Genomic DNA, 25564 nt, shown 5'->3' with positions numbered 1-25564 from the left:
CGTAGGGGTGGACCCGGCGCAGGTGGTCTTCGGACTCGGCCCGCCTCGGGACGCGAGCGGCGCACGGGGCCGGTCCGCGTGGGCACCGTCACGGTTTAAGGGTTCGTCGCCGGGCACTCCCGGCGCCTAGTGTCAGACACGACATGCAGGACTACCCACCCCGGATCGCGACGTTCTACACCGGCTCCGACGACGCACCCACGCCGGACCCCGACACCCGGTCGCCGCTGGCGTTCCTGCGATGGGTCCTGGGGCAGCAGAAGGCGCTGATCGCGCTCTCGGCGCTCTGCTACGCGCTGTGGTTCCTCCCGATGACGCTCGGGCCGTGGATCTTCGGTCGCGCGGTCGACCAGGGCATCGTCGGCGGCTCGGAGTCGGCGCTCCTCGGCTGGGCGGGCCTCCTGCTCGCCGTCGTCGTCGTGGGCGGCGTGTTCGGCATCGTGTCCCACACGCTGGTCGTGCGCAGCTGGCTCGTCGCGCTCTACGGGACCCTCGAGATGGTCACCCGCAAGGTGGCCCAGATGGGGCACGTGCTGCCCCGGCGGGCACCGACCGGCGAGGTGCTGAGCGTCGCGTCGAGCGACTCCGACGAGTTCGGCGCGCTGACCGAGATCGTGGCGCGCACCCTGGGCCAGGTCGCGTCCTACCTCACCGTCGCGTTCATCGTGCTCACGATGTCGTGGCAGCTCGGCCTGCTCACCCTGGTCGCGGCACCGCTCCTCGTCGGCGCCGCCCTCCCCCTGCTGCGACCGCTCCACCGCCGCCAGCAGCTCGAGCGCTCGCGCACCTCCGACCTGACCTCGCTGGCCACCGACATCGTGGCCGGCCTGCGGATCCTCCGCGGCATCGGCGGGGAGCAGACGTTCGGGGCCAACTACGACCGCCAGTCCCAGTCGGCCCGGCAGGCCGGCGTGGCCGCCGGCATCTGGCAGGCCGTGGTCGAGGCGGTCGGCGTGCTGCTCTCCGGCATCTTCCTGGTCGCCCTGGTGTGGCTCGGCACCCGGCAGGTCCGGGCCGGCGAGCTGAGCGTGGGCGAGCTGATCACCTTCCTCGGCTACGGCCTCTTCATGGTCGGGCCGATCCGCACCTTCTTCGAGTTCGCCCAGAAGGGCGTGCGCTCCCTGGTCAGCGCCCGCAAGGCCACCGCGATCTTCGACCAGCGCCCGCCGTGGCGCGAGCCGTCCAAGCCGGTCGCGCTCGACGGCACCGCCGCGCTCCACGACACCGCGAGCGGGCTGACGGTGGAGCCGGGCGTGCTGACCGTCGTCGTGAGCGCGGTGCCCGAGCAGAGCGCTGCCCTCGCCGACCGCCTCGGCCGCTACCTGCCCGCCGACACCGAGCCCGTCCCGGCCGTGGAGGAGGAGGGCACCAAGGGCCGCGCCGCGCGTCGCTCGCGGGCCGAGCGGGCAGCCGAGCGGGCCCGCATCGCGGCGCGCGACGAGGAGCGGGCGACCCGCGAGTGGGGCGTCACCCTCGGCGGCGTCGACCTCTCGCGGGCCACGCTCGACGACGTACGCCGCCAGGTGCTGGTCAGCGACACCACCAGCCAGCTCTTCGCCGGGACCCTCCAGGACGCCGTCGACCCCCACGGCCGGCTCACCCGTGAGCAGGCCGAGCACGCGCTGCGCGTCGCCAACGCCGAGGACGTCTACGACGCGCTCCCCGAGGGCTGGCAGGGCCAGCTCGACGAGCGCGGCCGCGGCCTGTCCGGCGGGCAGCGCCAGCGGGTGGTGCTGGCGCGCGCGCTGGCCACAGACGCGCCGATCCTGGTGCTGGTGGAGCCGACCTCCGCCGTCGACGCCCACACCGAGGCGCGCATCGCCGAGCGCGTCGCGGAGACCCGGCGCGGCCGTACGACGGTGGTCACCACGGTCTCGCCGCTGTGGCTGCACCACGCCGACCGCGTCGTGCTCCTGCACGACGGCACCGTCGTCGCCGAGGGCACCCACGCCGACCTGCTGGCCGGCCACGACGGCTACCGGCGCGTGGTCGCGCGAGAGATGGACGACGAGCTGGACGACCAGATGGACCCCCAGCTGGACCCCCAGATGGACGAGGAGGAGCCGGTCCGATGAGCACCGACCTGCTCGCCACCTCGGCCGAGACCTGGCGCGACCGGGCCGCCGACCCGCCCGCGATCCCCGACGAGCTGCTGCCGCCCGAGCACGCCGGCCTGCGCGAGCGCAACCGCGCCCTGTGGCAGCGCCACGAGCTGCGGCGCCAGCGCGCCGAGGACGTCTACGACGCCTCGCGCAACCCGGTGCGCGGCTGGCCGGTGTCGGGCAACCGCGCGGTGCTGGCGTTCCTCGTCGACCTGGTGCGCAGCCGCAAGCGCACCTTCGTGCTGCTGGTCGTGCTCAACGCCCTGGCCGCGGGCTCCGCCCTCGTGGTGCCGCGCCTGCTCGGCTCGCTCGTCAACCGGGTGGACACCCAGGGCGTGGGCGCCGGCGGCCTCGACACCATCGCCCTGGCGGTCGTCGGTGTGGTCGTCCTCCAGGCGCTGCTCACCTTCGGCGCGCAGCGCACGTCGACCTACTTCGGCCAGGACCTGCTCGCCTCGGCCCGCGAGCACGTCGTCCGCACGATCCTGCGCCTGCCCGTGGGCCGCGTCGAGGGAGCCAGCACCGGCGACCTCGTCACCCGGGTCACCCGCGACGTCGGCACGATGGCCCGCTCGGTGCAGTGGGGCGTGCCGCGCCTGCTGATCTCGCTGATGACGGTCGTGCTCTCGATCGTTGCGATGTTGCTCAACTCGCTGCTGCTGGCGGTGCCCGCGCTGGTGGTCTTCGCGCTCTGCGCCCCCGCCGTGCGCACCTACCTGCGCCGCGCGCCCAAGGCCTACATCACCGAGGGCGCCACCTACTCGCGCATCAACACCACGCTCACCGAGACCGTCGAGGGGTCGCGGACCGTCGAGGCACTGGGGCTCTCGCGGGCTCGCGTGGCGGCGGGCTCCGACGACATCGCGGTGTCGGGGCAGGCCGAGCGCTACGGCATGACGCTGCGCAACGTGCTGTTCGCGGCCCTCAACGCGGCGTTCCAGGTGCCGCAGGTCGTCACGCTGGTCGTCGGCGCCTACGGCTACAGCCGCGGATGGGTCGACCTCGGGCAGATCACCGCCGCGCTGCTCTACGTCGTCGCGCTGGCCGAGCCGCTCGACGCGGTCATCGGCGAGGTCGACCGCCTCCAGGTGGGCGCGGCGTCGACGAGCCGGCTGCTCGGCATCGCCGAGGTGCCGCCCGACCGCGAGCCCGGCGACAAGCTGCCCGAGGGCGCCGAGCTCGTCGGGTCGGACCTCCGCTTCGCCTACCGCGAGGGCCACGACGTGCTCCACGGCGTCGACCTGCACCTGCGCACCGGCGAGCGACTGGCGGTCGTCGGCCCGAGCGGCTCCGGCAAGTCGACGCTCGGGCGGCTGCTGTCGGGGATCAACCGCCCGCGCACCGGCTCGGCCCGGGTGGGTGGGGTGGACCTGGTCGACCTGCCGCTCGAGGTGCTGCGCACCGAGGTCGCGCTCGTCACCCAGGAGCACCACGTCTTCATCGGCTCCGTGCGCGACAACGTCGTGCTGGCGCGCGAGGACTCCTCCGACGACGCCGTGCGCCGGGCGCTGGCCGCCGTCGGTGGCCTGTCGTGGGTCGAGCGCCTGCCCGACGGGCTCGACACGATGATCGGCTCGGGGCGCTTCGCGCTCACCCCGGCCCAGGCGCAGCAGGTCGCCCTGGCGCGGCTGATCATCGCCGACCCGCACACGCTCGTGCTCGACGAGGCGACCTCGCTGATCGACCCGCGCACCGCGCGCACCCTCGAGGGCTCGATGAACAGCCTCCTCGCGGGCCGCACGGTCGTGGCGATCGCGCACCGCCTGCACACCGCCCACGATGCCGACCGCATCGCAGTGGTCCTCGAGGGTCGCATCGTCGAGCTCGGCAGCCACGACGAGCTCATCGAGCTCGACGGGGAGTACGCCGCCCTCTGGCGCGCCTGGACCTCCTGAGCCCGCTCGCATCAGGACCGCACCCGACCTGATTCCTGCCTAGCGTGGTGCCGAGCGCACCAGACGAGCGAGGAGGAGGGCGGACGATGGAGCACGACGCGACGACGCCGGCCGGCTACACGACGGTGGCCCCGTGGGTGGTCACCGAGGACACCGGGGCGTTCCTGGACTTCACCACCACGGTCCTCGGGGGCGAGGAGCTCGCCCGCGTGGCCGTCGAGGACGGGTCCATCGGCCACGGCGAGGTGCGGGTCGGGGACACGGTCGTCCTGGCCTTCGACCGCCGGCCGGAGTGGCCGCCGATGCCCAGCCTGCTCCGGGTCTTCGTGCCGGACGCGGACGCCACGTTCGAGCGCGCAGTGGCGGCGGGCGCGGTGGTCGTGACCGAGCTCGCCGACAGCGCGTTCGGTCAGCGCGGCGGCCGGATCCGTGACCCGTTCGGCAACATCTGGTGGGTGGTCAGCCAGGTCGAGGACGTGCCGGAGGACGTGATGTGGCAGCGCCTGCGCGAGCCGGCGTACGCGGAGAGCATGCGGGTCGCCCAGGAGACGCTGGACGCAGAGCTCGCCGGTCGCGCACAGGGCCGCAGCAGCACTCCGGTGCGCGGCGACCGCGGATGACCGGCCGGTGGCTCAGCCGTCGAGGCTGCGGTCGAGGTTGATCACGGCGCTGATCAGGCTGAGGTGGGTGAAGCCCTGCGGGAAGTTGCCGAGCTGCTCGCCGTTGAGCGCGACCTGCTCGGCGTACTGGCCGAGGTGGTTGGCATAGGTGAACATCTTCTCCAGCGCCAGGCGGGCCTCGGCGAGGCGACCGGCGCGGGTCAGCGCCTCGACGTACCAGAAGGAGCACAGCGAGAACGTGCCCTCCGCGTCGACGGTGCCGTCGGTGCCCGGGACGCCGTCACCGAAGGCCTCGGGCTCGTAGCGCAGCACCAGGCTGTCGGAGACCAGCCGCTCCTCGATGGCGGCCAGCGTGGAGAGGAAGCGCGGGTCGTCCGGCGCCAGCATCTTCACCATCGGCATCAGCAGCGCACCCGCGTCGAGCACGTCGCCGCCGGCGACGGCGGTGAAGGCGCCGATGTCGTCGTTCCAGCACTCGGTCATCACCCGCTCGTAGATCTCGTCGCGGGTCGCGGCCAGGCGGGTGAGGTCGCCGGGCAGGCCGCGGCGCCGGGCCACGCGCATCATCCGCTCGACGGCCACCCAGCTCATCACGAGCGAGGTCGTGTGGGTGCGCGGCTCCGAGCGGATCTCCCACATCCCCGCGTCGGGACGCTCCCAGTTGTCCATCAGCCACGAGACGATCCGGCGCAGGTCGCTCCAGGCGTCGTGGCTGATCCCGCGGCCGTGCTTGTCGAAGAGGTAGACCGAGTCGATCAGCTCGCCGTAGACGTCGAGCTGGAGCTGGTCGACCGCAGCGTTGCCGATGCGCACCGGGCGGGAGTCGCGGTAGCCGGCGAGGTGGTCGAGCTCGCTCTCGTGGGGCAGGGCGCCGTCGAGGTCGTACACCACCCGGAGCGGGCCCAGGTCCTCGTCGGCGCCGTCGCCGGCGGCCTCGCCGAGCCGCTCGGAGAGGAAGCGCACGAACGCGCCCGCCTCCTCGGTGAAGCCCAGGCGCAGCAGGGCGTAGACGCTGAACGCGGCGTCGCGCACCCACACGTAGCGGTAGTCCCAGTTGCGCGACCCGCCGATGCTCTCGGGGAGGCTGGTCGTCGGCGCGGCGATGATCCCGCCCGTGGGCTCGTGGCACAGCAGCTTGAGGGTGAGCGCCGAGCGGTCCACCCACTCGCGCCACCGCCCGGTGTAGGTCGACTGCGAGAGCCAGCCGCGCCAGTAGGCCGCCGTGGCGTCGAAGAGCTCGGACACGTCCGACGGGGCACAGCCGCGGGCGGGCTCGCCGGGCGTCAGCACCTCGAGCACGAACAGGGCGGACTCGCCGGTCGCGAGCGCCACCCGGGCCGACGCGGTGCTCGCTCCGACGTCGAGGTCGAGGGTGCTCGACAGCGCCAGGTCGACCTCGCCGTCGGCGAAGCGCACGACGCCGTCCTCGACATCCAGGTCGGGCTCCGTGCGCGCGTAGTCGGGACGGGGCGTCATCTCCATGGTGAGCTCGACCGAGCCCCGCAGCCCGACCACGCGGCGCACCAGGCGCTGCCGGTGGTCGGGGTCGTGGGCGCGCAGCACCGGCATGAAGTCCTGGACCTCCACGACCCCGCGCTCGGTGAGGAAGCGGGTGACGAGGATGTTGGTCTCGGGGTGGTAGTACTGCTGGCTGCGCGCGTCGGGGTCGTCGGGTGCCAGCCGCCACGACCCGCCGTCGGGGTCGAGCAGCGAGGCGAAGACGCTCGGCGCGTCGAACCGGCCAGGGCAGAACCAGTCGATCGTGCCGTCGGTCGCGACGAGGGCTGCGGTGCGGAGGTCGCCGATCAGACCGTGGTCCGCGATGGGCGCGGCGGGTCCGCCGGGGGCCCGGGCGTCACTCGCCATCGGCGTCGCGGCCCAGGCGCCAGCCGTGCTCGGGGAGGGCGAGCGCCGCGTCCGGCCCCCAGGAGCCCTGCTCGTAGGGCAGCGGCGCCGGCCGGTCGTCGAGCACGGGCTGGCACACCTGCCACAGCCGCCGCGTCTCGTCGGCGTGCGCGAAGAGGGTGTGGTCGCCGTGGAGCACGTCGAGGAGCAGCCGCTCGTAGGCCTCGAGCGGCTCGTCGTGCGGGAGCTCCTCCCCCAGGTCGAGGCGCATGGCCGCCGGGGCGAGCTCCATCTCCGGGCCGGGGCGCTTGCCGAGCAGGTCGACGTGGATCTGCGCCTCGTCGGTGAGCTCGAGGACGAGCTCGTCGGGGGCCAGGCCGTCGCCGAACACCGTCGAGTCCGGCTCCCGGAAGCGGAGCGTCACCGTGCGGCGCGTCTCGGCCATCGCCTTGCCGGTGCGCAGGAGGAACGGGACGCCGCGCCAGCGGTCGTTGTCGACCCACGCCTCCAGCGCGACGAAGGTCTCGACGTCGGAGTCGTCGTCGACGTCGTCCTCGTCGCGGTAGCCGTCGTACTGCCCGAGCACGACCCGGGCCGGGTCGAGCGGGCGTACGTCGGCGAGCACCGCGGCGCGCGCACGTCGTACGGCCGCGGCCGACCACTCCCCCGGGTCCTCCAGGGCGACCGCGCCGAGGATCTGGAACAGGTGCGTGGAGACCATGTCGCGCAGCGCGCCGGTGGACTCGTAGAACGACCCGCGACCCTCCATCGCCAGCGTCTCGGGCACGTCGACCTGCACCGAGGCGATGCTCTCGCGGCTCCACGCCGGCTCGAAGAGGGCGTTGGCGAAGCGCAGCGCGAGCAGGTTCTGCACGGCCTCCTTGCCGAGGAAGTGGTCGATGCGGAAGACCTGGTCCTCCTCGAAGACCTCGTGGACGTCGCGGTCGAGCTCCTCGAACGACGCCAGGTCCAGGCCGAAGGGCTTCTCGATCACCAGCCGGGCGCCGTCGGCCAGGCCCTCGCGTCCCAGCATCGCGACCATGCCGGGCATCGCCGCGGGCGGGACCGAGAGGTACACCAGGCGCAGCACGTCGTCGCCGAGGCCCTCCTCCACCTCGCGCACCCGCGCGGCGAGGTCGGCGCCGTCGTCGGCGTCGGAGGCCCGGAACGAGAAGCGGTCGAGGAGGTCGCGCGCGAGGTCGTCGTCGAGGTCGTCGACCGAGTCGCGGAGCCCGTCGAGCACCTCGTCGCGGAAGTCGTCGTCCGAGTCGGGCGCGTGGCGCCCGCTGCCGATGACGGCGAAGTCCCGGGGCAGCCGGCCCGCCGCGGCGAGGCGGTAGAGACCCGGGAACAGCTTGCGCGACGCGAGGTCGCCGCTGGCGCCGAAGAGGACGAGGACGCAGGGCGGCAGGTCGGCGGTCGTCATGCTCGCCACGCTAACGATCACCCGAAGGAGTGGGCGCCCGCCCGGAGCGTCACGTGTTGCTGTAGACCGCCGGTCCGCCGTCCTCGCCGGAAGCATCGGGGCCGCGGCCCGCCCAGGTCCAGGCATAGGCCGGGTCCTCCACCGCGACGCCGCCCTCGCCGAGCTCGAGGGGGGCGAAGGTGTCGACCATGACGGCCGACTCCTCGAAGTACTGCACGCCCAGCGAGGCCTCGATCGCGCTGGGCTGCGGGCCGTGTGCGTGGCCGCCGGGGTGCAGGCTGATCGAGCCGATGCCGATGCCCGAGCCCTTGCGGGCCTCGTAGTCGCCGCCGACGTAGAACATCACCTCGTCGGAGTCGACGTTGGAGTGGTAGTAGGGCACCGGGATCGCGAGCTCGTGGTAGTCGACCTTGCGGGGCAGGAAGTTGCAGATCACGAAGTTCCAGCCCTCGAAGACCTGGTGCACCGGCGGCGGCTGGTGGACCTTGCCGGTGATCGGCATGTAGTCCTCGACGTTGAACGTGTAGGGGTAGAGGCACCCGTCCCAGCCCACCACGTCGAAGGGGTGCGTGGCGTAGGTCAGGCGGGTGCCGACGATCCCGGCGCTGGTGCGGTGCTTGACCAGCACCTCGACGTCGGTGCCCTCGACCTCGAAGGTCTCCGCCGGGCCGTGGAGGTCGCGCTCGCAGTAGGGGGCGTGCTCGAGCAGCTGGCCGAACCGCGACAGGTAGCGCTTGGGCGGGTGGATGTGGCTGTTGGCCTCGACGGCGTAGAGCCGCGACGGCTCGGCGGGCACCCACCGGTGGTCGGTCGCGCGCGGGATGACGACGTAGTCGCCGGTGCGGTAGGGCACGACCCCGAAGAGGGTCTCGACCGTGCCGCTGCCGGACTCGACGTAGACGCACTCGTCGCCGATGGCGTTGCGGTAGAGCGGGGACGGGTCGGTGCCCGTGAGCACGTAGGCGATCCGCACGTCGTTGTTGCCCAGCACCAGGCGCCGGCCCTCGACCGGGCAGGTGCCGGTCTGCAGGTCGTGCAGCCGGAGGTGCCGCGGCTTGAGCGGGTGGTTGGGGATCCGCGACTGGTCGGGGAGGTCCCACACCCGACTGTCGGTGATCGCGCTCGGCACGCCCCGGCGGTAGAGCAGCGAGGAGTCGGAGGAGAATCCCTCCTCGCCCATCAGCTCCTCGCGGAAGAGGTGGCCGTCGTCGTCGCGCAGCTGGGTGTGCCGCTGGCGGGGCAGCCGTCCGAGTGCTCGGTAGTGGGCCATCAGTGCGCTCCGTTCATCCGATTACCGGACGTCAGCGTCCGTTATCTGGTGGCTAGAGTAGCCCCGTGTCCCCCAGCCCTGCACCCTCCGAACCCACCCGGCGAGCGTCCGTCTGGCCCGAGGAGTGGCGCGGCCTCGTCGACGACGCCGCGATCTTCCCTCCCGGCGACGCGCCCCTCCACGAGGCGACCGCGGCCCACACCGCGCGCCGCGAGGAGTGGTGGGCCGACCTGGTCGGCAGCTTCGTGCTCCGCGACATCGACCTGCCGCTCGTCCGGGGCTTCGGCGGCCCGCTGTCGGTCGTGGTGACCGGCGGCGCCGGCCAGCTCGCCGGTCCGCTGGGCGCGGCCGGCCGCCTCGGGCTGCACGTCGCTGCCGTGGAGATCGCCGTCCGCGACGTCGACGACCCGGTGGGCAACGTGCGCCGCATCGACGCCGCACTGCGCGCCGCCGGGGCCGACGACGTCCCCCTCTACGTCGAGCTGCCCGGGCCGGTGACCCCGACCTGGCTGGCCGCCGCCGACGAGGTCGCCGCGTGCGGGCACCGCCTCAAGCTCCGACTCGGCCACGTCGACCACGACCTCGTCCCCGGCTCCGCGACCGTCGCCGGGTGGGTCGACGCGGCGCTCGACCGCGAGACGCCGTTCAAGGCCACCGCCGGGCTGCACCGGGCGGTGCGCCACGAGCCGCAGGGCGGCGGCGCGCACGGCTTCCTCAACCTGCTGGCGGCCACGAGGGCGCTGTGGGACGGCGGCACCGTGGACGACGCGACGGCCGCCCTGGAGGTGCGCGACGGCGCCGCGCTCACGGCGGCGCTGGCCGGTGGCGGCGTGGCGTCGGCCCGCCGCTGGTTCACCTCCTTCGGCTCCTGCTCGGTCCCCGAGCCGCTCGACGACCTGATCGCCCTCGGACTGGTGGAGGACAACGCATGAGCCGCAGCAGCTGGGTCGAGGGAGCCGCGGGCTCCGGGTTCGACGTCGACCACCTCCCCTACGGCGTCTTCGCCCGCTCCGGCGAGCGCCCGCGGGTCGCGGTGCGCATCGGCGACCAGGTGCTCGACCTCAGCGTCGTCGCGGCCGCCGACATGGTCGACACCCACGAGCTGTTCGACCAGCCGACGCTCAACCCGTTCATGGCGGCCGGGCCCGCCGTCTGGGAGTCGACCCGCGCGTGGGTGACGGGGCTGCTGACCGACCAGACCGAGCGCGACCTCGTCGAGCCGGCCCTGGCGCCGGTCGACTCGGTGACGATGCTCCTGCCGTTCACGATCGGCGACTACGTCGACTTCTACGCCTCCGAGCACCACGCCTCCAACGTCGGCCGGATCTTCCGCCCCGACCAGGAGCCGCTGCTGCCCAACTGGAAGCACCTCCCCGTCGGCTACCACGGCCGCTCGGGCACGGTCGTGGTCTCCGGCACCGACGTCGTACGACCCTGCGGGCAGCGCAAGGCGCCGACGGAGGAGCGCCCGACGTTCGGCCCGTCCCGGCGTCTCGACATCGAGGCCGAGCTGGGCTTCGTGGTCGGGGTGCCGTCCGCGCTGGGCGGGCGGGTCGCCACCGCCGACTTCGCGCGGCACACCTTCGGCGTCGTCGGCCTCAACGACTGGTCCGCGCGCGACATCCAGGCGTGGGAGTACGTGCCCCTCGGCCCGTTCCTCGGCAAGTCGTTCGCGACCTCGATCAGCGCGTGGGTGACCCCGCTCGCGGCGCTCGACGCCGCCTGGACCGACCTGCCCGGACAGGACCCGGAGGTGCTCGACCACCTCCGCGTCGAGGGCCCTGCCGGGCTCGACATCGAGGTGGAGGTGGTGCTCGACGGCGAGGTGGTCTCGCGTCCGCCCTACCGCACCATGTACTGGTCGCCGGCCCAGATGCTCGCCCACACCACCGTCAACGGCGCCTCTGTGCGCACCGGCGACCTGTGGGGGTCGGGCACCGTGTCGGGCGCCGAGCCCGGCCAGCGCGGCTCCCTGCTCGAGCTGAGCTGGGGCGGCACCGAGCCGTTCACCGCCGGCGGGCGCGAGCGTACGTTCCTCGAGGACGGCGACGAGGTGACCCTGCGCTACACCGCGCCGGGCACCGCGGGCGGCCGGATCACCCTCGGCGAGGTGACCGGGCGCATCCTCCCGGCCCGGCCCTAGGCTGCTCGGTGTGAAGCAGCTCGGTCAGTACGCCGCCCCGCGGCACGTCGTCGCGCACCTGAGCGACCCGCACCTGATCGGCGGCGGAGCGCTGCACTACGGCGTCATCGACAACGTCGCCAACCTGCGCCGCGCGCTCGAGCGGCTCGCGGCGGTGCGCCCCGCGCCCCGGGCGCTGGTCTTCACCGGCGACCTGGCCGACCGCGCCGAGCCCGACGCCTACGCCACCCTCCGCTCGATCGTGGAGCCGTTCGCTGCCGGGATCGGCGCGACGGTGGTGTGGACGATGGGCAACCACGACGAGCGGGCGCCGTTCGCCAGGGGCATGTTCGACTCCGACGACGCCGGGTGCCAGGACCGGGTGCACGACGTCGACGGGCTGCGCATCGTCGCCCTCGACACGAGCGTGCCCGGCCACCACCACGGCGAGCTGCTGCCCGAGCAGCTGGCGTGGCTCGCCGACGTGCTCGCCACCCCCGCCGAGCACGGGACGCTGCTGGCGATGCACCACCCGCCGCTGCCCCTGCCGATGGTGCGCGCCGCCGAGCTGATCGAGCTGCACGACCAGCAGGCGCTGGCCGACGTGATCGCCGGCACCGACGTGCGCGGCATCCTCGCCGGTCACCTGCACCTGCCGACGTGGTCGACGTTCGGCGGCGTGCCGGTCTCGGTGACGGCGGCCAGCTGCTACACCCTCGACCCCGCACCGGTCGACCGCTTCGTCTCGGGTGTCGACGCCGGCCAGGGCTTCACGATGGTCCACGCCTACGACGACCGCCTCGTGCACACCCAGGTGCTGATCGAGCGGGGCGCCGAGGTGAGCCACATCGGCTCCGACATCGAGGCCGCGCTCGAGGACGTGCCCCTGGAGCAGGCGCGCGAGCTCGCCTCCAGCAAGACGTCCCCGTTCAACTCCTAGCCTCCCGAGGATCCCCCCCTTGCGACTCCTGCTCATGCGCCACGGCCAGACGCACGCCAACGTCTCCGGCGAGCTCGACACCGCCCACCCCGGGCTCGACCTCACCGACCTCGGCCGCGCCCAGGCCGTGGCGGCCGCGAAGGCCCTCGCCGACGAACGGATCGACGCGATCTACGTCTCCAGCCGGGTGCGCACCCACCAGACCGCCGCCCCCACCGCGCAGGCGCGCGGCCTCGAGCCGGTGCAGCTCGACGGCCTGCAGGAGATCGCCGCGGGCGACTTCGAGATGCGCAACGACCACGACGCCGTCGCCGGCTACATCGGAGCCGTCGCGGCGTGGCTCGACGGCGACCTCGACCACCGGATGCCCGGCGGCGAGACGGGCGAGGAATTCCTCGCCCGCTACGACGCGGCCGTACGCACCATCGCCGAGGCGGGCCACGAGGCCGTGCTCGTCGTCAGCCACGGGGCCGCGCTGCGCACCTGGGCCTCGACCCGGACGGCGCCCAGCCCGCAGGCCCCGCCGGCCCACCAGCCGCTGCACAACACCGCGCTGATCGTGCTCGACGGCGACCCCCGCACCGGCTGGGAGCTGGTGTCGTGGCAGGGCCACCCCGTGGGCGGCGACTTCCTCGAGGACCCGACGGCCGAGGACCCGACCGGCGACCTCGACTCCGACGGGGACGGCGAGATCGGCTGAGCGCACGTCGGGCTCGCTAGACGCCCTCGGTGCCGATGCCGGGATGCACGAAGGGCTTGCCGGCCCGCAGCTGCTCGACCGAGCCGGGGTGCACCCGCGCGAGGTGGTCGAGCCCGCGGCGGCGGTAGCGCAGCGTCTGCACGATGCCGAGGGTCCAGAACGCGTACTGCACGGCCATCGCCAGCTTGAAGTCGCCGAGCGTGTAGGACCCCATGCCGCCGGACGCCGACAGGTCGAGCACCAGGCCGATGAGGGCCATCGTCAGCAGCGAGGCGGTGAAGCCGCCGATGTTGACCAGCCCGTTGGCGCGCCCGGTCTCATGCGCCGGGCTGAACGAGCGGGCGAGGTCGAAGGCCACCATCGCGGCCGGACCACCGCTCGCGGTGGCGAAGGCCATCACGACCACGAGCCACGTCGGCGCCACTCCCGGCCACAGCAGGACGGCGGTCCACGGGACCACCATCGCCAGGACGACGGAGACCACGATCCACGAGCGGTAGTAGGGCAGCCGGCCCACCAGCCGGGCGAGCACCAGGCCGCTGACGACCGTCCAGGCCGTCATCGCCATCAGCAGCGTGCTGGCCGCGCGCGAGGTCCAGCCGAGTCCCTGCACCAGGAACGGGAAGCCCCACAGCAGCGTGAAGACCGTGGCGGAGAACTGCGAGGCGAAGTGCGACCACATCCCCAGCCGCGTGCCGGGGTTGCCCCACACCGTGCGGACCGACTGCGCCAGAGCCCGCAGCTTGATCACGACGACCTCGCTGCGGCGGTAGGGCGAGTCCTTGACGAGCGCGAGCACCGCGACGAGCAGCACGAGGCCGACGCTGGAGGTGATCGCGAACGTGCGGGTCCAGCCGAGCTCGTCGAGCAGGAAGGACAGCGGGCCGGCCGCGGCGATCGCGCCCAGCTGCCCGGCCAGGCCGGTGACCTGGGTGACCATCGGCGCCTGCCGCACCAGGAACCAGATCGTGACGAGGCGGATCACGCTCACGAAGACCATCGCGTCGCCCGCCCCCACCACCGCGCGCGCCGCCACCGCCCCGGCGAACGAGGTGGAGAACGCGAAGGCGAGCTGGCCGGCCGTCATCAGCGCGAGCCCGACCAGCAGCATCGTGCGTGAGCCGTAGCGGTCGAGGAAGACCCCCACCGGCACCTGCATCCCGGCGTAGACCACGAGCTGCAGCACGGTGAACGCGGCCAGGCCGGTGGCGGTGATGTCGAACCGGTCGGACGCGATGATCCCCGCGACCCCGAGCGAGCTGCGGTGGAACACCGCCAGCACGTAGACGGCGAGCGCCACCAGCCAGATCACCCAGGCCCGTCGTCTCCCGATCTCGTGGATCTGCTCCGCGCTCACTCCCGCCCGGCTTCGCAGTCGGTGCCCAACGCGGCGGAGAGCTCCGCCCGCGTCGGCGGGTCGGCACCGGGCCGGGAGACGTTGATGGCCGCACCGACGGCCGCTGTCGTGACGACGTCGAGGAGGTCGCGGTCGGTGAGGGCGCGCAGCGCGTCGCCGGCTCCGGGCCCGTGCGCCCCGAGGGCGACCAGCGCGTCGAGAAGCACGCCGCTGAAGGTGTCGCCGGCTCCGACGGTGTCGGCCACGGCGACGGGCACGCCGGGCACCTCGAGCGTCGTCCCGTCGGGGCGTACGGCGATCGCGCCGGCACCGCCGCGGGTGACCACGACGAGGCCCGGTCCGGCCGCCGCCCAGCGCGCGGCGGTCGCGACCGGACCGTCGCCGGGCTGGAGCCACGCGAGGTCCTCGTCGCTCACCTTGACCACGTCGGCGAGGGCGACGAGCTCCTCGACCCGGGCCGCGGGCCCGGCGCGGTCGGGGGTGATCGCGGGGCGGGCGTTGGGGTCGAGGGAGAGCAGGGCCCGGCCGCGGTGCGCGCGGAACGTCGCGAGCACGGTGTCGGCACCCGGCTCGAGGACGGTCGCGATCGACCCGACGTGCAGCACGTCGCACGGCACGTCGGGCACCGCGCGAAGGTCCCAGTCGAGGTCGAAGTCGTAGGTGGCGGCGCCGGAGTCGTCCAGGGTGACCGCCGCGCTCGACGTGCGGCCCGAGCCGGTGGGCGAGGCGAGGACCTCGACGCCGCCGGCCTCCAGCCAGGCCCGCACGGCCGCGCCGCGCGCGTCGTCGCCCAGCAGGGTCACCAGCCGTACGTCGCGCCCGAGCCGGCCGAGGGCGAGCGCCACGTTGGCGGGGCTGCCGCCGGGATGGTCGCGGGGCGCCCCGTCGGGCCCGGGCACCACGTCGACGAGCGCCTCGCCGACGACCAGGATGCGGGGCTGGACGTCGCTCATGCACCCATCATGCCCGCGGGCTGGCCGGTCGCTCATCCCCGGTGCGGACCCACGGTCGCGAGGGCGCTGGCGAGGCTGGGCGCGAGCGGCAGCCGGGGCAGGAGCGTCGCCTGGACGGCGTGGTAGAGGTCGGGCTTGCCCGGCCAGACGCTGGCCTGCGGACGGTTGGCGGCGTCGAGCTCGTGGTGCCACGAGCCCCGACCGGCGTCGCGCACGTGCGCGACGACGAAGTCCCACCACTCGGCGTACCGCTGGGCGTAGGCGTCCTCCCCCGTGCGCCGGTGCAGCGCCGCGGCGGCCGCGATCGCCTCGGCCGCGACCCAGTGCATCCGCTCGCGCACGACCGGCCGCCCGTCCCAGTCGGTGGTGTAGACGAAGCCGGGCTCGCCGTCGGCGTGCCAGCCGTCGGCGACGGCCCGGTCGAAGAGCAGCCGCGAGGTGTCGAGGAGACCGGCCGGCGCGACGTCTCCCAGGGTCGCCTCGAGGTGGAGGAGCAGCCGCGACCACTCGAGTCCGTGGCCGACGGTCGCGCCGTAGGGCTTGAACGGGTCGCCGGGCCGGTCGCGGTTGAGCTCGAGGTCCACCGACCAGTCGGCACCGAAGTGCTCCGGGAGCCGGCCGTCGTACGCCGGCGCCAGGTCGAGCACCAGGCCGGCCAGCCGGGCCGCGCGCCGGTGCCACACGTCGTCGCCGGTGACGTCGCCGACCGCGAGCATCGCCTCCACCGCGTGCATCGTGGAGTTGAGCCCGCGGTAGGGCGCGACGGTGGTCCAGGCGCGGTCCCACTCGTCGACCACGCGGCCCAGGTCGTCGTCGAAGAAGCGCTCCTCGAAGACGCCGGTCGCCTCGTCGAGCAACCGATCCGCCCCGGGCAGCCCAGCGACGACGGCGGTCGACGCGGCGAGCATCACGAAGGCGTGCGCATAGCAGGACTTGCCGGTGCCGTCGGGCCTGCCGTCGGGACCGACGGCGGCGTGCCAGCCACCGTGGTCGGCGTCGCGCAGCACCCCGTGCAGCCCGGCGAGCGCACCGGCCGCCACGGCGTCCGCGCCCTCGACGCCGAGCAGCGTGCCGAGGCACTGGACGTGGACGGTGCGGGCGGTGATCCAGGTGTGCACGGGCCGCTCGAGGTCGGGCGCCCCTTCGTCGTCGAGCCACGCGGCGCCGCCGGCAGGGTGCACGGCGCGGCGGCCGAACTCGATCAGGCGGCGGCACTCCGCGTCGAGCCAGGCGTCGTCGGGAGGGGTGCTCACCCGGGCAGTCAAGCAGCGCCCGCCCACGAACGCACGAGACCCCCGCACGCGGTGCGGGGGTCTCGCGACCGGAACGGAGTCCGTCCGGTGGCAGGTAGAGGATTCGAACCTCTGTAGGCAATGCCGGCTGATTTACAGTCAGCTCCCTTTGGCCGCTCGGGCAACCTGCCGGGGCGTGCGGAACAATAGCAAGGCACGGACATGACAACGAATCGCCGGGGCACCCGGCGCGAGCCCCCCAAGGAGGCACTCAATGGCCGACTCGAGCTTCGACATCGTGAGCAAGCTGGACCGCCAGGAGGTCGACAACGCGCTCAGCCAGGCGGCCCGCGAGATCGCCACCCGGTTCGACTTCAAGGGCACCGGCGCCTCCATCGAGTGGAAGGGCGAGAAGGCCATCGAGATCACCGCCTCCGCCGACGACCGGGCCAGTGCGGTGCTCAGCGTCTTCCAGGACAAGCTGATCAAGCGCAACCAGAGCCTGAAGATCCTCGACGCCTCCGAGCCGCGCCAGTCGGGCCAGGTCTCCAAGATCGACATCGCGCTCAAGGAGGGCATCACCTCCGAGGACGCGAAGAAGATCTCCAAGCTGATCCGCGACGAGGGCCCCAAGGGCGTCAAGGCGCAGGTGCAGGGCGAGGAGCTGCGCGTGTCGTCGAAGAAGCGCGACGACCTCCAGGCCGTGCAGCAGCTGGTGAAGGCGCAGGACTACGACTTCGCGGTGCAGTTCACCAACTACCGCTGAGCTCGGACAGCTCGCCGACGAGCACCACGACCGCGCGCACCGGGTCGGCGGGCAGGGGTCGCGCGCCGATCTCCTCGAGGGTCTGCGCGTCGGCCCCGCGCCCGGCGGCGTAGACCGGGTGGTCGGCGGCGAGCCTGCGCAGCGCGGACGCGTGGGCGGTGAACGTCGTCGGGCGCCGCGCCGCGAGGACGACCGCGTCGGCGCCCGCGGCACGCGCCGCCGTGCGGATGGCAGGCACGGGCGTGTCCGCCCCGAGGAACCTGGCGCGTACGCCCCGCTCGCGCAGCATCAGCGCGACGCACAGCAGCACCATGTCGTGCCGCTCGCCCGGCGGGCAGGCGAGCAGGACGACCGGCGCGGCCGCGGAGGCGTCCTGGAGCACCGGCGTCGGGGGCACCGCGGTGAGCGCGGTGAGCTTGCGTCGCAGCATGTCGCTGACGAAGTGCTCGTGGGCGACCGAGAGGGTGCCCGCCTCCCACCGGTCGCCGACCTCCTCGAGGAACGGGAGGACGACACCGGTCACCGCGGCCGAGAGCGGCACGTCCCAGAGCAGCCGGGCGATCGCGAGCTCCGCGGCCTCGGCGTCGAAGGTCTCGACGGCGGACCACAGCTCGTCCGAGGTCGTCGTGGGGTCCACCCGGGCACGCTAACCCGCCGAGCGGGCGCGCGCGGCTTCGCCGGCACCGCCGCGCCGCCGCACGCTCAGACGGCCGCCGCCATCCGCGGCACCACGGTCGCGCCCGCCGCAGGGGTGAGCCAGACGGTGCTCCCCTCCTCGAGGCCGTGGGCGCGGGCGTGGGCGCGGGTCACGACGACCGACACCTCGTCGCCGTCGACGGTGAGCACGGTCAGCCGGACCTCGAAGCCGATGCGCACCAGGCGGTGGATCGTCCCCTCCACGCTGCCGGCCAGTGACGGGGTGCGCTCCAGCTCGATGTCGTGGGGCCGGAGCGAGAGTCCGCCGAGGTGGGTGACCTCGCCGAGGAACGACATCACGAAGTCGTTGGCCGGCTCGTCGTAGAGCTGGTCGGGGGTGCCGACCTGCTCGACGCGTCCCTCGTTGATCACCACGATCTCGTCGGCGACCTCGAGCGCCTCCTCCTGGTCGTGGGTGACGAAGACGGTCGTGACGTGCACGTCGTCGTGGAGACGGCGCAGCCAGTCGCGCAGCTCCTTGCGGACCTTGGCGTCGAGCGCGCCGAACGGCTCGTCGAGCAGCAGCACCGACGGCTCCACCGCGAGGGCGCGGGCCAGGGCCATGCGCTGGCGCTGGCCGCCGGAGAGCTGCGAGGGGAGGCGGTGCGAGAACTGCGAGAGGTGCACCAGCTCGAGGAGCTCGCGCACCCGGTGCTCGACCTCGTCCTTCGGGCGCTTGCGGATCTCGAGACCGAAGGCGACGTTCTTGGCCACGGTCATGTGCTTGAAGACCGCGTAGTGCTGGAAGACGAAGCCCACGTTGCGCTTCTGGGCGGGCAGGTGGGTCGCCTCGACGCCCGCGATGCTCACCGTGCCGGTGTCGGCCTTCTCCAGGCCGGCGATGATGCGCAGCAGGGTCGACTTGCCACCGCCGCTGGGGCCGAGGAGCGCCGTGAGCTGGCCGGTCGGGATGGTGACGCTGACGTCGTCGAGCGCGACGAAGTCGCCGAACTTCTTGTTCAGCCCTGACACTTCGATGCTCATGGGGTGATGCCTTTCTGGTGGCTCGGGGGTGGCCGGGACGTGGTCGCCGGGTCGGCTCAGTGGCGGTTCTTGGGACGGATGATCGCGACGACGACGATGCAGGCCACCGACACCATCGCGAGCAGGAAGGCGGTCGCGTAGGCGCCCTGCTGGTCGAAGTTGAGGTACTTCTCCTCCACCGCGAGGGTGGCCGTGCGGGTCTGCCCGAGGACGTTGCCCGAGACGACCTTGACCGCACCGAACTCGCCGAGCGAGCGGGCCAGGGTCAGCACGACGCCGTAGACGATGCCCCACTTGATGGACGGCAGGGTGATCCGCCAGAACCGCTGGAGGGCGTTGGCCCCCAGGCTCTCGGCGGCCTGCTCCTGGTCGGTGCCGATCTCCTCGAGCACCGGGACGAGCTCGCGGATCATCAGCGGCAGCGCCACGAAGGTCGTCGCCATGATGATGCCGGGCGTCGAGAAGATGACCTGGAACCCCCAGTCGGCGAGGGTCGGCCCGAGCCACCCGTTGCGGCCGCCGTAGACCAGCACGAGGGCGAGGCCGACGACGATCGGGGACACCGAGAGCGGGATGTCGAGCAGCGAGTTGAGCAGTCGCTTGCCGGGGAACTCCTGGCGCACGAGCAGCAGCGAGATCCCCACGCCGAAGAGCGTGTTGATCACGACCGACCACACGGCGACGTAGGCGCTCAGCTGGAGCGCCACCACCATGTCGGGGTCGGACAGCAGCGAGGCGATCGACTCCCACCCGTTCGCGAAGGTGTGGGTCACGACCAGCGACACCGGCCAGGCGACCAGGAGGAACAGGTAGGCGGTGACGATGAGCCGCAGCACGTAGGTCGTCGGGGTCTTGCGCACGCGCGGGGGGCGGCGGCGCTCCTCGACGGGCGGCACGACCGCCTCGACGTCGTGGACGAGGGTGTCAGCCACGTGCGGCCACCCGCCTCTGGATCAGGTCCAGGAGCACGATCACCGCGAGCGAGATCGCCAGCAGCACCGTGGCGACGGCCGCGGCCGCCGGGACGTTGTCGTTCTCGATGCTGCTGAGGATGCGCACGGAGGTGACCTCGGTCTTGAACGGGAGGTTGCCCGACAGCAGCACCAGCGAGCCGTACTCGCTGACGCCGCGGGCGAAGGACAGGGCGGCGCCGGCGGTGATGGCCGGCGTCAGGCTGGGCAGGATGATGCGGCGGAACGTGGTGAACCGGCTCGCGCCGAGGGACGCCGCGGCCTCCTCGACGTCGAGGTCGAGCTCCTCGAGCACCGGCTGCACCATCCGCACGACGAACGGCAGCGTGACGAACAAGAACGCGAGGAAGACGGCCGGGCGCTGGTTGGCGATGTCGATGCCGAGCGGGCTGTCGGTGCCGTAGAGCGAGAGCAGCACCAGGCCGGCGACGATGGTCGGCAGCGCGAAGGGGATGTCGATCATCACCTCGAGCACCGACTTGCCCCAGAACCGGTCGCGCACGAGCACCCAGGCGATGAGCGGGCCCATCACGACGTTGACGGCCGTGACGCCGAGGGCGGTGAAGACGGTGAGCTTGATGGCGGCGGCGGTCTGGCCGTTGGTGATGGTCGCCCAGAAGACGTCCCAGCCGCCGTCGACGGCGGTGACGACGACCGCCGCCAGGGGGATCAGGACCAGCGCGCTGAACCAGATCATGGCGATGCCGAGCCCGAGACCCGACGACCGCGTGAGCGTGGAGCGCGGACCCGACCGGCGAGGAGCCCTCGCCGGTCGGACCGCTGCGATCTCAGGAGAGGTCATGGTGGAGGTGATGGGGTGACCGGGGTGTCACTCGAGGGAGAGACCGGCGTTGAGGATGGCCTCGAAGATGATGCCGTTCTCCTCGTCGAAGAACTTCGTCGACACCTCGTCCCAGCCACCGAAGTCCTCGTCGACCGTCAGCAGGGTGGGCACCTCGGGGAACGGGTTGGACGGGTCCGTCGCACCCTCGACGGTGCCGCCGTAGTCGACGTCGTCGCGGAGCGGGCGGAACCCGGTCAGGGCGAACTGCCTCTGTCCCTCGTCGGAGAGGACGAAGTCCAGCCACGCCTGCGACGGCTCGGAGGCGTCCTTCAGGATCGCGCCGGCGTTCTCGATCTTCAGCGTGGTCTCCGGGATGATGTACTCGAAGGCCTCGTCGTTCTGCGCGGCGAGGATGGCCTCGTTCTCGTAGGCCATGAGCACGTCACCGGTGCCGCCGAGGAACGCCGTGGTGGCGTCGCGGCCGCTGCCCGGGAGCGAGACGACGTTCTTGAAGAACTTGTCGACGTAGGCGGTGGCCTCCTCGTCGGTGCCGCCGTCGCTGATGACCTGGCCGTAGGCGGCGAGGGCGTTCCAGCGCGCGGCGCCCGACGAGGCGGGGTTGGCGGTCACGATCTCGACGCCGGGCTTGACCAGGTCGGCCCACGTCTTGATGTTCTTGGGGTTGCCGTCGCGCACGCCGAACGCGACGACCGAGGTGGACACGACGCCCTTGTTGTCGCCCGCGTCCCAGTCGTCGGCCACGAGGCCCTCGTCGACCAGGCGGGTGACGTCGGTGGGCACCGACATGTGGACGTAGTCGGCCTTGAGACCGGCGGCGACCGCGCGGCTCTGGTCCCCCGAAGGACCGTAGGAGGTCTGGAACTCCACGCCCTCGCCGTCGGGCGTCTTGGCGAACTCCTCGGCGATGGCCTTGTTGGCGGCCTCGGGGACCGCGAACCCGACGATGTGGATGGTCTCAGCGGCATCCTCGTCGGAGCTGCTGGCGCCACCGGGGGCGCAGGCGGACAGGGCCAGTGCGGACAACGTGGCCCCGACTGCGGCCGCGAGAGCGGTACGTGAACGGATCTGCATGGGGGATGCTCGACTTTCTCGATCGGTGTGCAATGTCGAGAAACATACATGACTTTATTGACCTGCCTCACATTGCCCACGGATCGGGCGAGTCGCCGCGCTCGTCCACCCCCGTCGGAGGGGAGGGCGACGAGGCGTCCATCACGTGGGGAGCGGCGGGAAAACGCCCGATCCGCGACTACTGTGGGCAGTTGGGCGAGGACTCCCCGACACGTAGGAAGCAGGGCAAGAGGTGACCCACACCGACAAGCAGGTCAAGCAGCTGGATCGCGTCATCATCCGGTTCGCGGGCGACTCCGGTGACGGCATGCAGCTGACCGGTGACCGGTTCACCCAGGAGACCGCCGCATTCGGCAACGACCTGGTCACGCTGCCCAACTTCCCGGCCGAGATCCGGGCGCCCCAGGGCACCCTGCCGGGGGTCTCGTCGTTCCAGGTGCACTTCGCCGACCACGACATCCTCACCGCGGGCGACGCACCCGACGTGCTGGTCGCGATGAACCCGGCGGCGCTGCGCGCCAACCTCGGCGACCTCCACAAGGGCGCGACGATCATCGTCGACACGCACGACTTCACCGCGCGCAACCTCACCAAGGCCGGCTACACCGCCAACCCGCTCGACGGCGACAGCCTCGACGCCTACGCGGTGCACCCCGTCGACCTCACCGGGATGACGGTCGAGGCGGTCAAGGACTTCGGCCTCTCGCGCAAGGACGCCTCGCGCGCCAAGAACATGTTCGCCCTCGGCCTGCTGTCGTGGATGTACGGACGCCCCACCGAGCCGACGACGGCGTTCCTGACCAAGCGCTTCGCCAAGGTGCCCGCCATCCGCGACGCCAACCTCGCGGCGTTCAAGGCCGGGTGGAACTTCGGCGAGACCACCGAGACGTTCGCCGTGCAGTACGAGATCAAGCCGGCCACCATGCCGCCCGGCACCTACCGCAACATCACGGGCAACCTCGCGCTGGCCTACGGCCTGGTCGCGGGTGGTGTGCAGTCCGGGCTCCCGCTGTTCCTCGGCACCTACCCGATCACGCCGGCCTCCGACATCCTCCACGAGCTGTCGAAGCACAAGTCGTTCGGCGTGACGACGTTCCAGGCCGAGGACGAGATCGCCGGCGTCGGCGCAGCCATCGGCGCGTCCTATGCCGGCCACCTCGGCGTGACCTCCACCTCCGGTCCCGGTGTGGCGCTGAAGTCGGAGGCGATCGGCCTCGCGGTGATGACCGAGCTGCCGCTCGTCGTCGTCGACGTGCAGCGCGGCGGCCCCTCGACCGGCCTGCCGACCAAGACCGAGCAGGCCGACCTGCTGCAGGCGATGTTCGGGCGCAACGGCGAGGCCCCCGTGCCGATCGTGGCACCCCAGTCCCCCGGCGACTGCTTCGCCGCTGCGGTCGAGGCCACCCGGATCGCCGTCACCTACCGCACCCCGGTGCTCCTGCTCTCCGACGGCTACCTCGCCAACGGCTCCGAGCCGTGGCGGGTCCCGGCCGTCGACGAGCTGCCCGTGATCGATCCGGACTTCGCCACCGAGAAGAACTACACGGTCACCAACGACGACGACACCGTCACCTCCGAGTTCTGGCCCTACCTGCGCGACGAGGCCACCCTCGCCCGCCCGTGGGCGATCCCCGGCACCCCAGGTCTCGAGCACCGCATCGGCGGCCTCGAGAAGGGCGACGGCCACGGCAACATCTCCTACGACCCGGCCAACCACGACTTCATGGTCCGCACCCGCCAGGCCAAGGTCGACCGGATCGCCGACTCGATCCCGCTCGTCGAGGTCGACGACCCGTCAGGCGAGGCGAAGGTGCTCGTCCTCGGGTGGGGCTCGACCTACGGCCCGATCGGCGCCGGCGTACGCCGCGTCCGCAAGGCCGGCTACCACGTCGCGCAGGCACACCTGCGCCACCTCAACCCGTTCCCCAGCAACCTCGGCGAGGTCCTCCGGGGCTACGACAAGGTGCTGGTCCCCGAGATGAACCTCGGCCAGCTCTCGTTGCTGCTGCGTGCGAAGTACCTCGTCGACGCGGTCGGCTACAACCACGTCCGCGGCCTGCCGCTCAAGGCCACCGAGCTCGCCCACGCGATCGGCGAGCTCGTCGGCCAGGCCGAGGGCATCGAGATCGACCTCGGCGTGTGGGGCGAGCCGACCCAGAAGGAGCACATCCAGTGACCAGCCAGACCGACCTCGGCCTGCCCGCCTTCCGCTCCGGCACCGAGTCGGTGCCGGCGAGCGAGGGCCCGCAGACCGGCAAGGACTTCACCTCCGACCAGGAGGTGCGCTGGTGCCCCGGCTGCGGCGACTACGCCGTGCTCAAGGCCGTCCAGTCGTTCCTGCCCGACCTCGGCCTGCGCCGCGAGAACATCGTCTTCGTCTCCGGCATCGGTTGCTCGTCGCGCTTCCCCTACTACCTCGACACCTACGGCATGCACTCGATCCACGGCCGGGCGCCGTCGATCGCGACCGGCATCGCCACCGCACGTGAGGACCTGTCGGTGTGGGTCGTCACCGGTGACGGCGACGCGCTGTCGATCGGCGGCAACCACCTGATCCACGCCCTGCGCCGCAACGTCAACATGACGATCCTGCTGTTCAACAACCGGATCTACGGCCTCACCAAGGGCCAGTACTCCCCCACCTCGGAGGCCGGCAAGGTCACCAAGTCGACGCCGATGGGGTCGGTCGACCACCCGTTCAACCCGGTGTCGCTGGCACTCGGCGCCGAGGCGACGTTCGTGGCTCGCACCATCGACTCCGACCGCAAGCACCTCACCTCGGTGCTGGCCGCGGCCGCGGCCCACCGCGGCACGTCGCTGGTCGAGATCTACCAGAACTGCCCGATCTTCAACGACGGCGCGTTCGACGCCATCAAGTCGCCCGACACCAAGGCCGACGCGATCATCCCGCTCGTCCACGGCGAGCCGATCCGCTTCGGCGCCCCGCTCGAGGACGGCCGCGGCGCCAAGGGCGTCGTCCGCGACCCCGAGACCGGTGGCGTCAAGGTCGCCCTGGTCGCCGACGTCGGCGAGGACGCCCTGCTCGTGCACGACGCCCACAGCCCCGACCCGTCGACGGCGTTCGCCATCAGCCGGCTGACCGCCGCCGACTACCTCCACCAGGCGCCCATCGGGATCTTCCGCCAGGTGGAGCGCCCGACCTACGACGACCAGGCCCGCGCGCAGGTCACCGCCGCCGTCGAGGAGGCCACCAACGGCGACACCGCCGACCGCACCGCTCGTCTGGCGGGGCTGATCGGCGGTGGCGACACCTGGACGATCCTCTGATCGTCCAGGTGGTGGTCGGCCGGTGAGGGCGAGCGGCGCTCAGTCGAAGTAGAGCGTCCAGACGTTGCCCTTGGTGTTGCCGAAGCCGTTGGAGCGGTCGACCTTGGAGCGCCACTTCCAGCGGCCGCGCTCCGGGGCGTAGATGCGGGTCTTGAAGACGCCCTTGTCGTTGGTCTTGACCTTCTTGGCGGTCTTCCACTTGCAGGAGCCGCACTTCTTCTTGAGGATCTTCACCTTCTGGTTGGCGTAGGGCAGCAGGGTGCCGTCAGCCTGCGGCTCCATGACCGTGCCCTTGAGCTTGAAGGCGTTGTAGGAGACCTGCTTGGTGCGCGGCGGGACCTCCTCGATGATCCGCTTGGGCGCCGACCCGGCGCTTGCGCCCGTGCTGAGCACGCCGGCGACGAGCAGGGCGGCGACCAGCGCCGCCAGGACGGTGCGGAAGATCCGCATGGTGAGTTCCCCCTCGATGGTGTGACTGTCTGGTGCGGTCGGAGTCCCCGGACCCCGACCGCGCCCATCGT

At 72.5% G+C, this 25564-nt stretch carries 22 protein-coding genes and 1 tRNA gene; 10 read left to right on the top strand and 13 right to left on the bottom strand.

Translation table 11 applies throughout. The annotated features are described in order from the left end of the window. Positions 1-143 precede the first annotated feature (143 nt). The 3 genes from AC3X7Z_RS09245 to AC3X7Z_RS09235 all read left to right on the top strand — a co-directional run bounded on the left by AC3X7Z_RS09245 (position 144) and on the right by AC3X7Z_RS09235 (position 4617). Positions 144-2075, top strand: coding sequence for an ABC transporter ATP-binding protein (locus AC3X7Z_RS09245; RefSeq protein ID WP_489975731.1), 1932 nt, complete (start codon positions 144-146; stop codon positions 2073-2075). Continuing rightward, positions 2072-3997 carry an ABC transporter ATP-binding protein gene (locus tag AC3X7Z_RS09240; protein WP_489975730.1) on the top strand — a complete coding sequence of 642 codons (1926 nt, stop codon included), beginning with the start codon at positions 2072-2074 and terminating at the stop codon, positions 3995-3997. Before AC3X7Z_RS09245 ends, AC3X7Z_RS09240 begins: the two co-directional genes overlap by 4 nt. An 86-nt stretch (positions 3998-4083) precedes the next feature. Further along, on the top strand, positions 4084-4617 hold the full coding sequence (locus tag AC3X7Z_RS09235; protein ID WP_489975729.1) for a VOC family protein: 534 nt from the start codon (positions 4084-4086) through the stop codon (positions 4615-4617). Between the two features lie 12 nt (positions 4618-4629). Here AC3X7Z_RS09235 and AC3X7Z_RS09230 read toward each other — a convergent pair whose 3' ends face one another. Genes AC3X7Z_RS09230 through AC3X7Z_RS09220 form a run of 3 tightly spaced genes read right to left on the bottom strand, consistent with a single transcriptional unit; the run spans position 4630 to position 9158 of the window. Next, on the bottom strand, positions 4630-6483 hold the full coding sequence (locus tag AC3X7Z_RS09230; protein ID WP_489975728.1) for a glycoside hydrolase family 15 protein: 1854 nt from the start codon (positions 6481-6483) through the stop codon (positions 4630-4632). Further along, a complete protein-coding gene (zwf, locus tag AC3X7Z_RS09225) occupies positions 6473-7888 on the bottom strand; it encodes a glucose-6-phosphate dehydrogenase (RefSeq protein WP_489975727.1) in 1416 nt (471 codons plus the stop codon). The genes AC3X7Z_RS09230 and zwf overlap by 11 nt, the downstream gene beginning before the upstream one ends. A 49-nt stretch (positions 7889-7937) precedes the next feature. Further along, a complete protein-coding gene (locus AC3X7Z_RS09220; RefSeq protein WP_489975726.1) occupies positions 7938-9158 on the bottom strand; it encodes a homogentisate 1,2-dioxygenase in 1221 nt (406 codons plus the stop codon). A 65-nt stretch (positions 9159-9223) separates the two neighbouring features. On the opposite strand from AC3X7Z_RS09220, the gene AC3X7Z_RS09215 reads away from it, so the two are divergent. The 4 genes from AC3X7Z_RS09215 to AC3X7Z_RS09200 are packed head-to-tail and all read left to right on the top strand — an operon-like array spanning position 9224 to position 12920. Then, positions 9224-10090, top strand: coding sequence for a hypothetical protein (locus AC3X7Z_RS09215; RefSeq protein WP_489975725.1), 867 nt, complete (start codon positions 9224-9226; stop codon positions 10088-10090). Beyond that, entirely contained in the window at positions 10087-11301 is a 1215-nt protein-coding gene (gene fahA, locus AC3X7Z_RS09210) for a fumarylacetoacetase (protein ID WP_489975724.1), read from the top strand. Before AC3X7Z_RS09215 ends, fahA begins: the two co-directional genes overlap by 4 nt. Before the next feature lie 10 nt (positions 11302-11311). Further along, complete coding sequence (locus tag AC3X7Z_RS09205; protein ID WP_489975723.1) at positions 11312-12220, top strand: phosphodiesterase; 909 nt, start codon at positions 11312-11314, stop codon at positions 12218-12220. Between the two features lie 19 nt (positions 12221-12239). Further along, positions 12240-12920: a histidine phosphatase family protein gene (locus tag AC3X7Z_RS09200; protein WP_186340195.1), complete on the top strand. Its 681-nt coding sequence runs from the start codon at positions 12240-12242 to the stop codon at positions 12918-12920. 16 nt (positions 12921-12936) lie between these two features. Here the strand turns inward: AC3X7Z_RS09200 and AC3X7Z_RS09195 are convergent, their stop codons facing one another. The 4 genes from AC3X7Z_RS09195 to AC3X7Z_RS09180 all read right to left on the bottom strand — a co-directional run bounded on the left by AC3X7Z_RS09195 (position 12937) and on the right by AC3X7Z_RS09180 (position 16653). Then, positions 12937-14277, bottom strand: a complete 1341-nt coding sequence (locus tag AC3X7Z_RS09195) for an MFS transporter (protein WP_186340194.1) — start codon at positions 14275-14277, stop codon at positions 12937-12939. Further along, entirely contained in the window at positions 14274-15230 is a 957-nt protein-coding gene (locus AC3X7Z_RS09190) for a carbohydrate kinase family protein (protein WP_489975722.1), read from the bottom strand. The genes AC3X7Z_RS09195 and AC3X7Z_RS09190 overlap by 4 nt, the downstream gene beginning before the upstream one ends. A gap of 32 nt (positions 15231-15262) precedes the next feature. Continuing rightward, complete coding sequence (locus tag AC3X7Z_RS09185; protein ID WP_489975721.1) at positions 15263-16483, bottom strand: AGE family epimerase/isomerase; 1221 nt, start codon at positions 16481-16483, stop codon at positions 15263-15265. An 88-nt stretch (positions 16484-16571) separates the two neighbouring features. After that, positions 16572-16653: transfer RNA gene (locus tag AC3X7Z_RS09180), tRNA-Tyr, on the bottom strand. Positions 16654-16736: 83 nt separating this feature from the next. Between AC3X7Z_RS09180 and AC3X7Z_RS09175 the strand changes: the two genes are divergently transcribed. After that, complete coding sequence (locus AC3X7Z_RS09175; RefSeq protein WP_186340191.1) at positions 16737-17228, top strand: YajQ family cyclic di-GMP-binding protein; 492 nt, start codon at positions 16737-16739, stop codon at positions 17226-17228. Here AC3X7Z_RS09175 and AC3X7Z_RS09170 read toward each other — a convergent pair. The 5 genes from AC3X7Z_RS09170 to AC3X7Z_RS09150 form a co-directional block, all read right to left on the bottom strand. After that, positions 17212-17865: a cobalamin B12-binding domain-containing protein gene (locus tag AC3X7Z_RS09170; protein WP_489975720.1), complete on the bottom strand. Its 654-nt coding sequence runs from the start codon at positions 17863-17865 to the stop codon at positions 17212-17214. The genes AC3X7Z_RS09175 and AC3X7Z_RS09170 overlap by 17 nt on opposite strands. Before the next feature lie 65 nt (positions 17866-17930). After that, positions 17931-18908, bottom strand: coding sequence for a sulfate/molybdate ABC transporter ATP-binding protein (locus AC3X7Z_RS09165; protein ID WP_186340189.1), 978 nt, complete (start codon positions 18906-18908; stop codon positions 17931-17933). Positions 18909-18964: 56 nt separating this feature from the next. Next, positions 18965-19840 (bottom strand): sulfate ABC transporter permease, encoded by an 876-nt coding sequence (locus AC3X7Z_RS09160; RefSeq protein ID WP_186340188.1) that lies wholly within the window; start codon positions 19838-19840, stop codon positions 18965-18967. Then, positions 19833-20681, bottom strand: coding sequence for a sulfate ABC transporter permease subunit CysT (gene cysT, locus AC3X7Z_RS09155; protein WP_186340187.1), 849 nt, complete (start codon positions 20679-20681; stop codon positions 19833-19835). Before cysT ends, AC3X7Z_RS09160 begins: the two co-directional genes overlap by 8 nt. A gap of 27 nt (positions 20682-20708) precedes the next feature. After that, positions 20709-21755, bottom strand: coding sequence for a sulfate ABC transporter substrate-binding protein (locus AC3X7Z_RS09150; RefSeq protein ID WP_186340186.1), 1047 nt, complete (start codon positions 21753-21755; stop codon positions 20709-20711). A gap of 232 nt (positions 21756-21987) precedes the next feature. Between AC3X7Z_RS09150 and AC3X7Z_RS09145 the strand changes: the two genes are divergently transcribed. Next, a complete protein-coding gene (locus AC3X7Z_RS09145; RefSeq protein WP_206054496.1) occupies positions 21988-23931 on the top strand; it encodes a 2-oxoacid:acceptor oxidoreductase subunit alpha in 1944 nt (647 codons plus the stop codon). Beyond that, the gene (locus AC3X7Z_RS09140; RefSeq protein ID WP_489975719.1) at positions 23928-25043 is read left to right on the top strand and encodes a 2-oxoacid:ferredoxin oxidoreductase subunit beta; all 1116 of its coding nucleotides are present in this window, start codon (positions 23928-23930) and stop codon (positions 25041-25043) included. Before AC3X7Z_RS09145 ends, AC3X7Z_RS09140 begins: the two co-directional genes overlap by 4 nt. 39 nt (positions 25044-25082) lie before the next feature. Here AC3X7Z_RS09140 and AC3X7Z_RS09135 read toward each other — a convergent pair whose 3' ends face one another. Further along, positions 25083-25493, bottom strand: a complete 411-nt coding sequence (locus AC3X7Z_RS09135; protein ID WP_186340184.1) for a hypothetical protein — start codon at positions 25491-25493, stop codon at positions 25083-25085. Between the last annotated feature and the right edge of the window lie 71 nt (positions 25494-25564).

Source organism: Nocardioides sp. Z24_21, assembly GCF_058134345.1.
The sequence above is the reverse complement of the archived record's forward strand: the minus strand, read 5'-3'. Positions and strand labels throughout refer to the sequence as shown.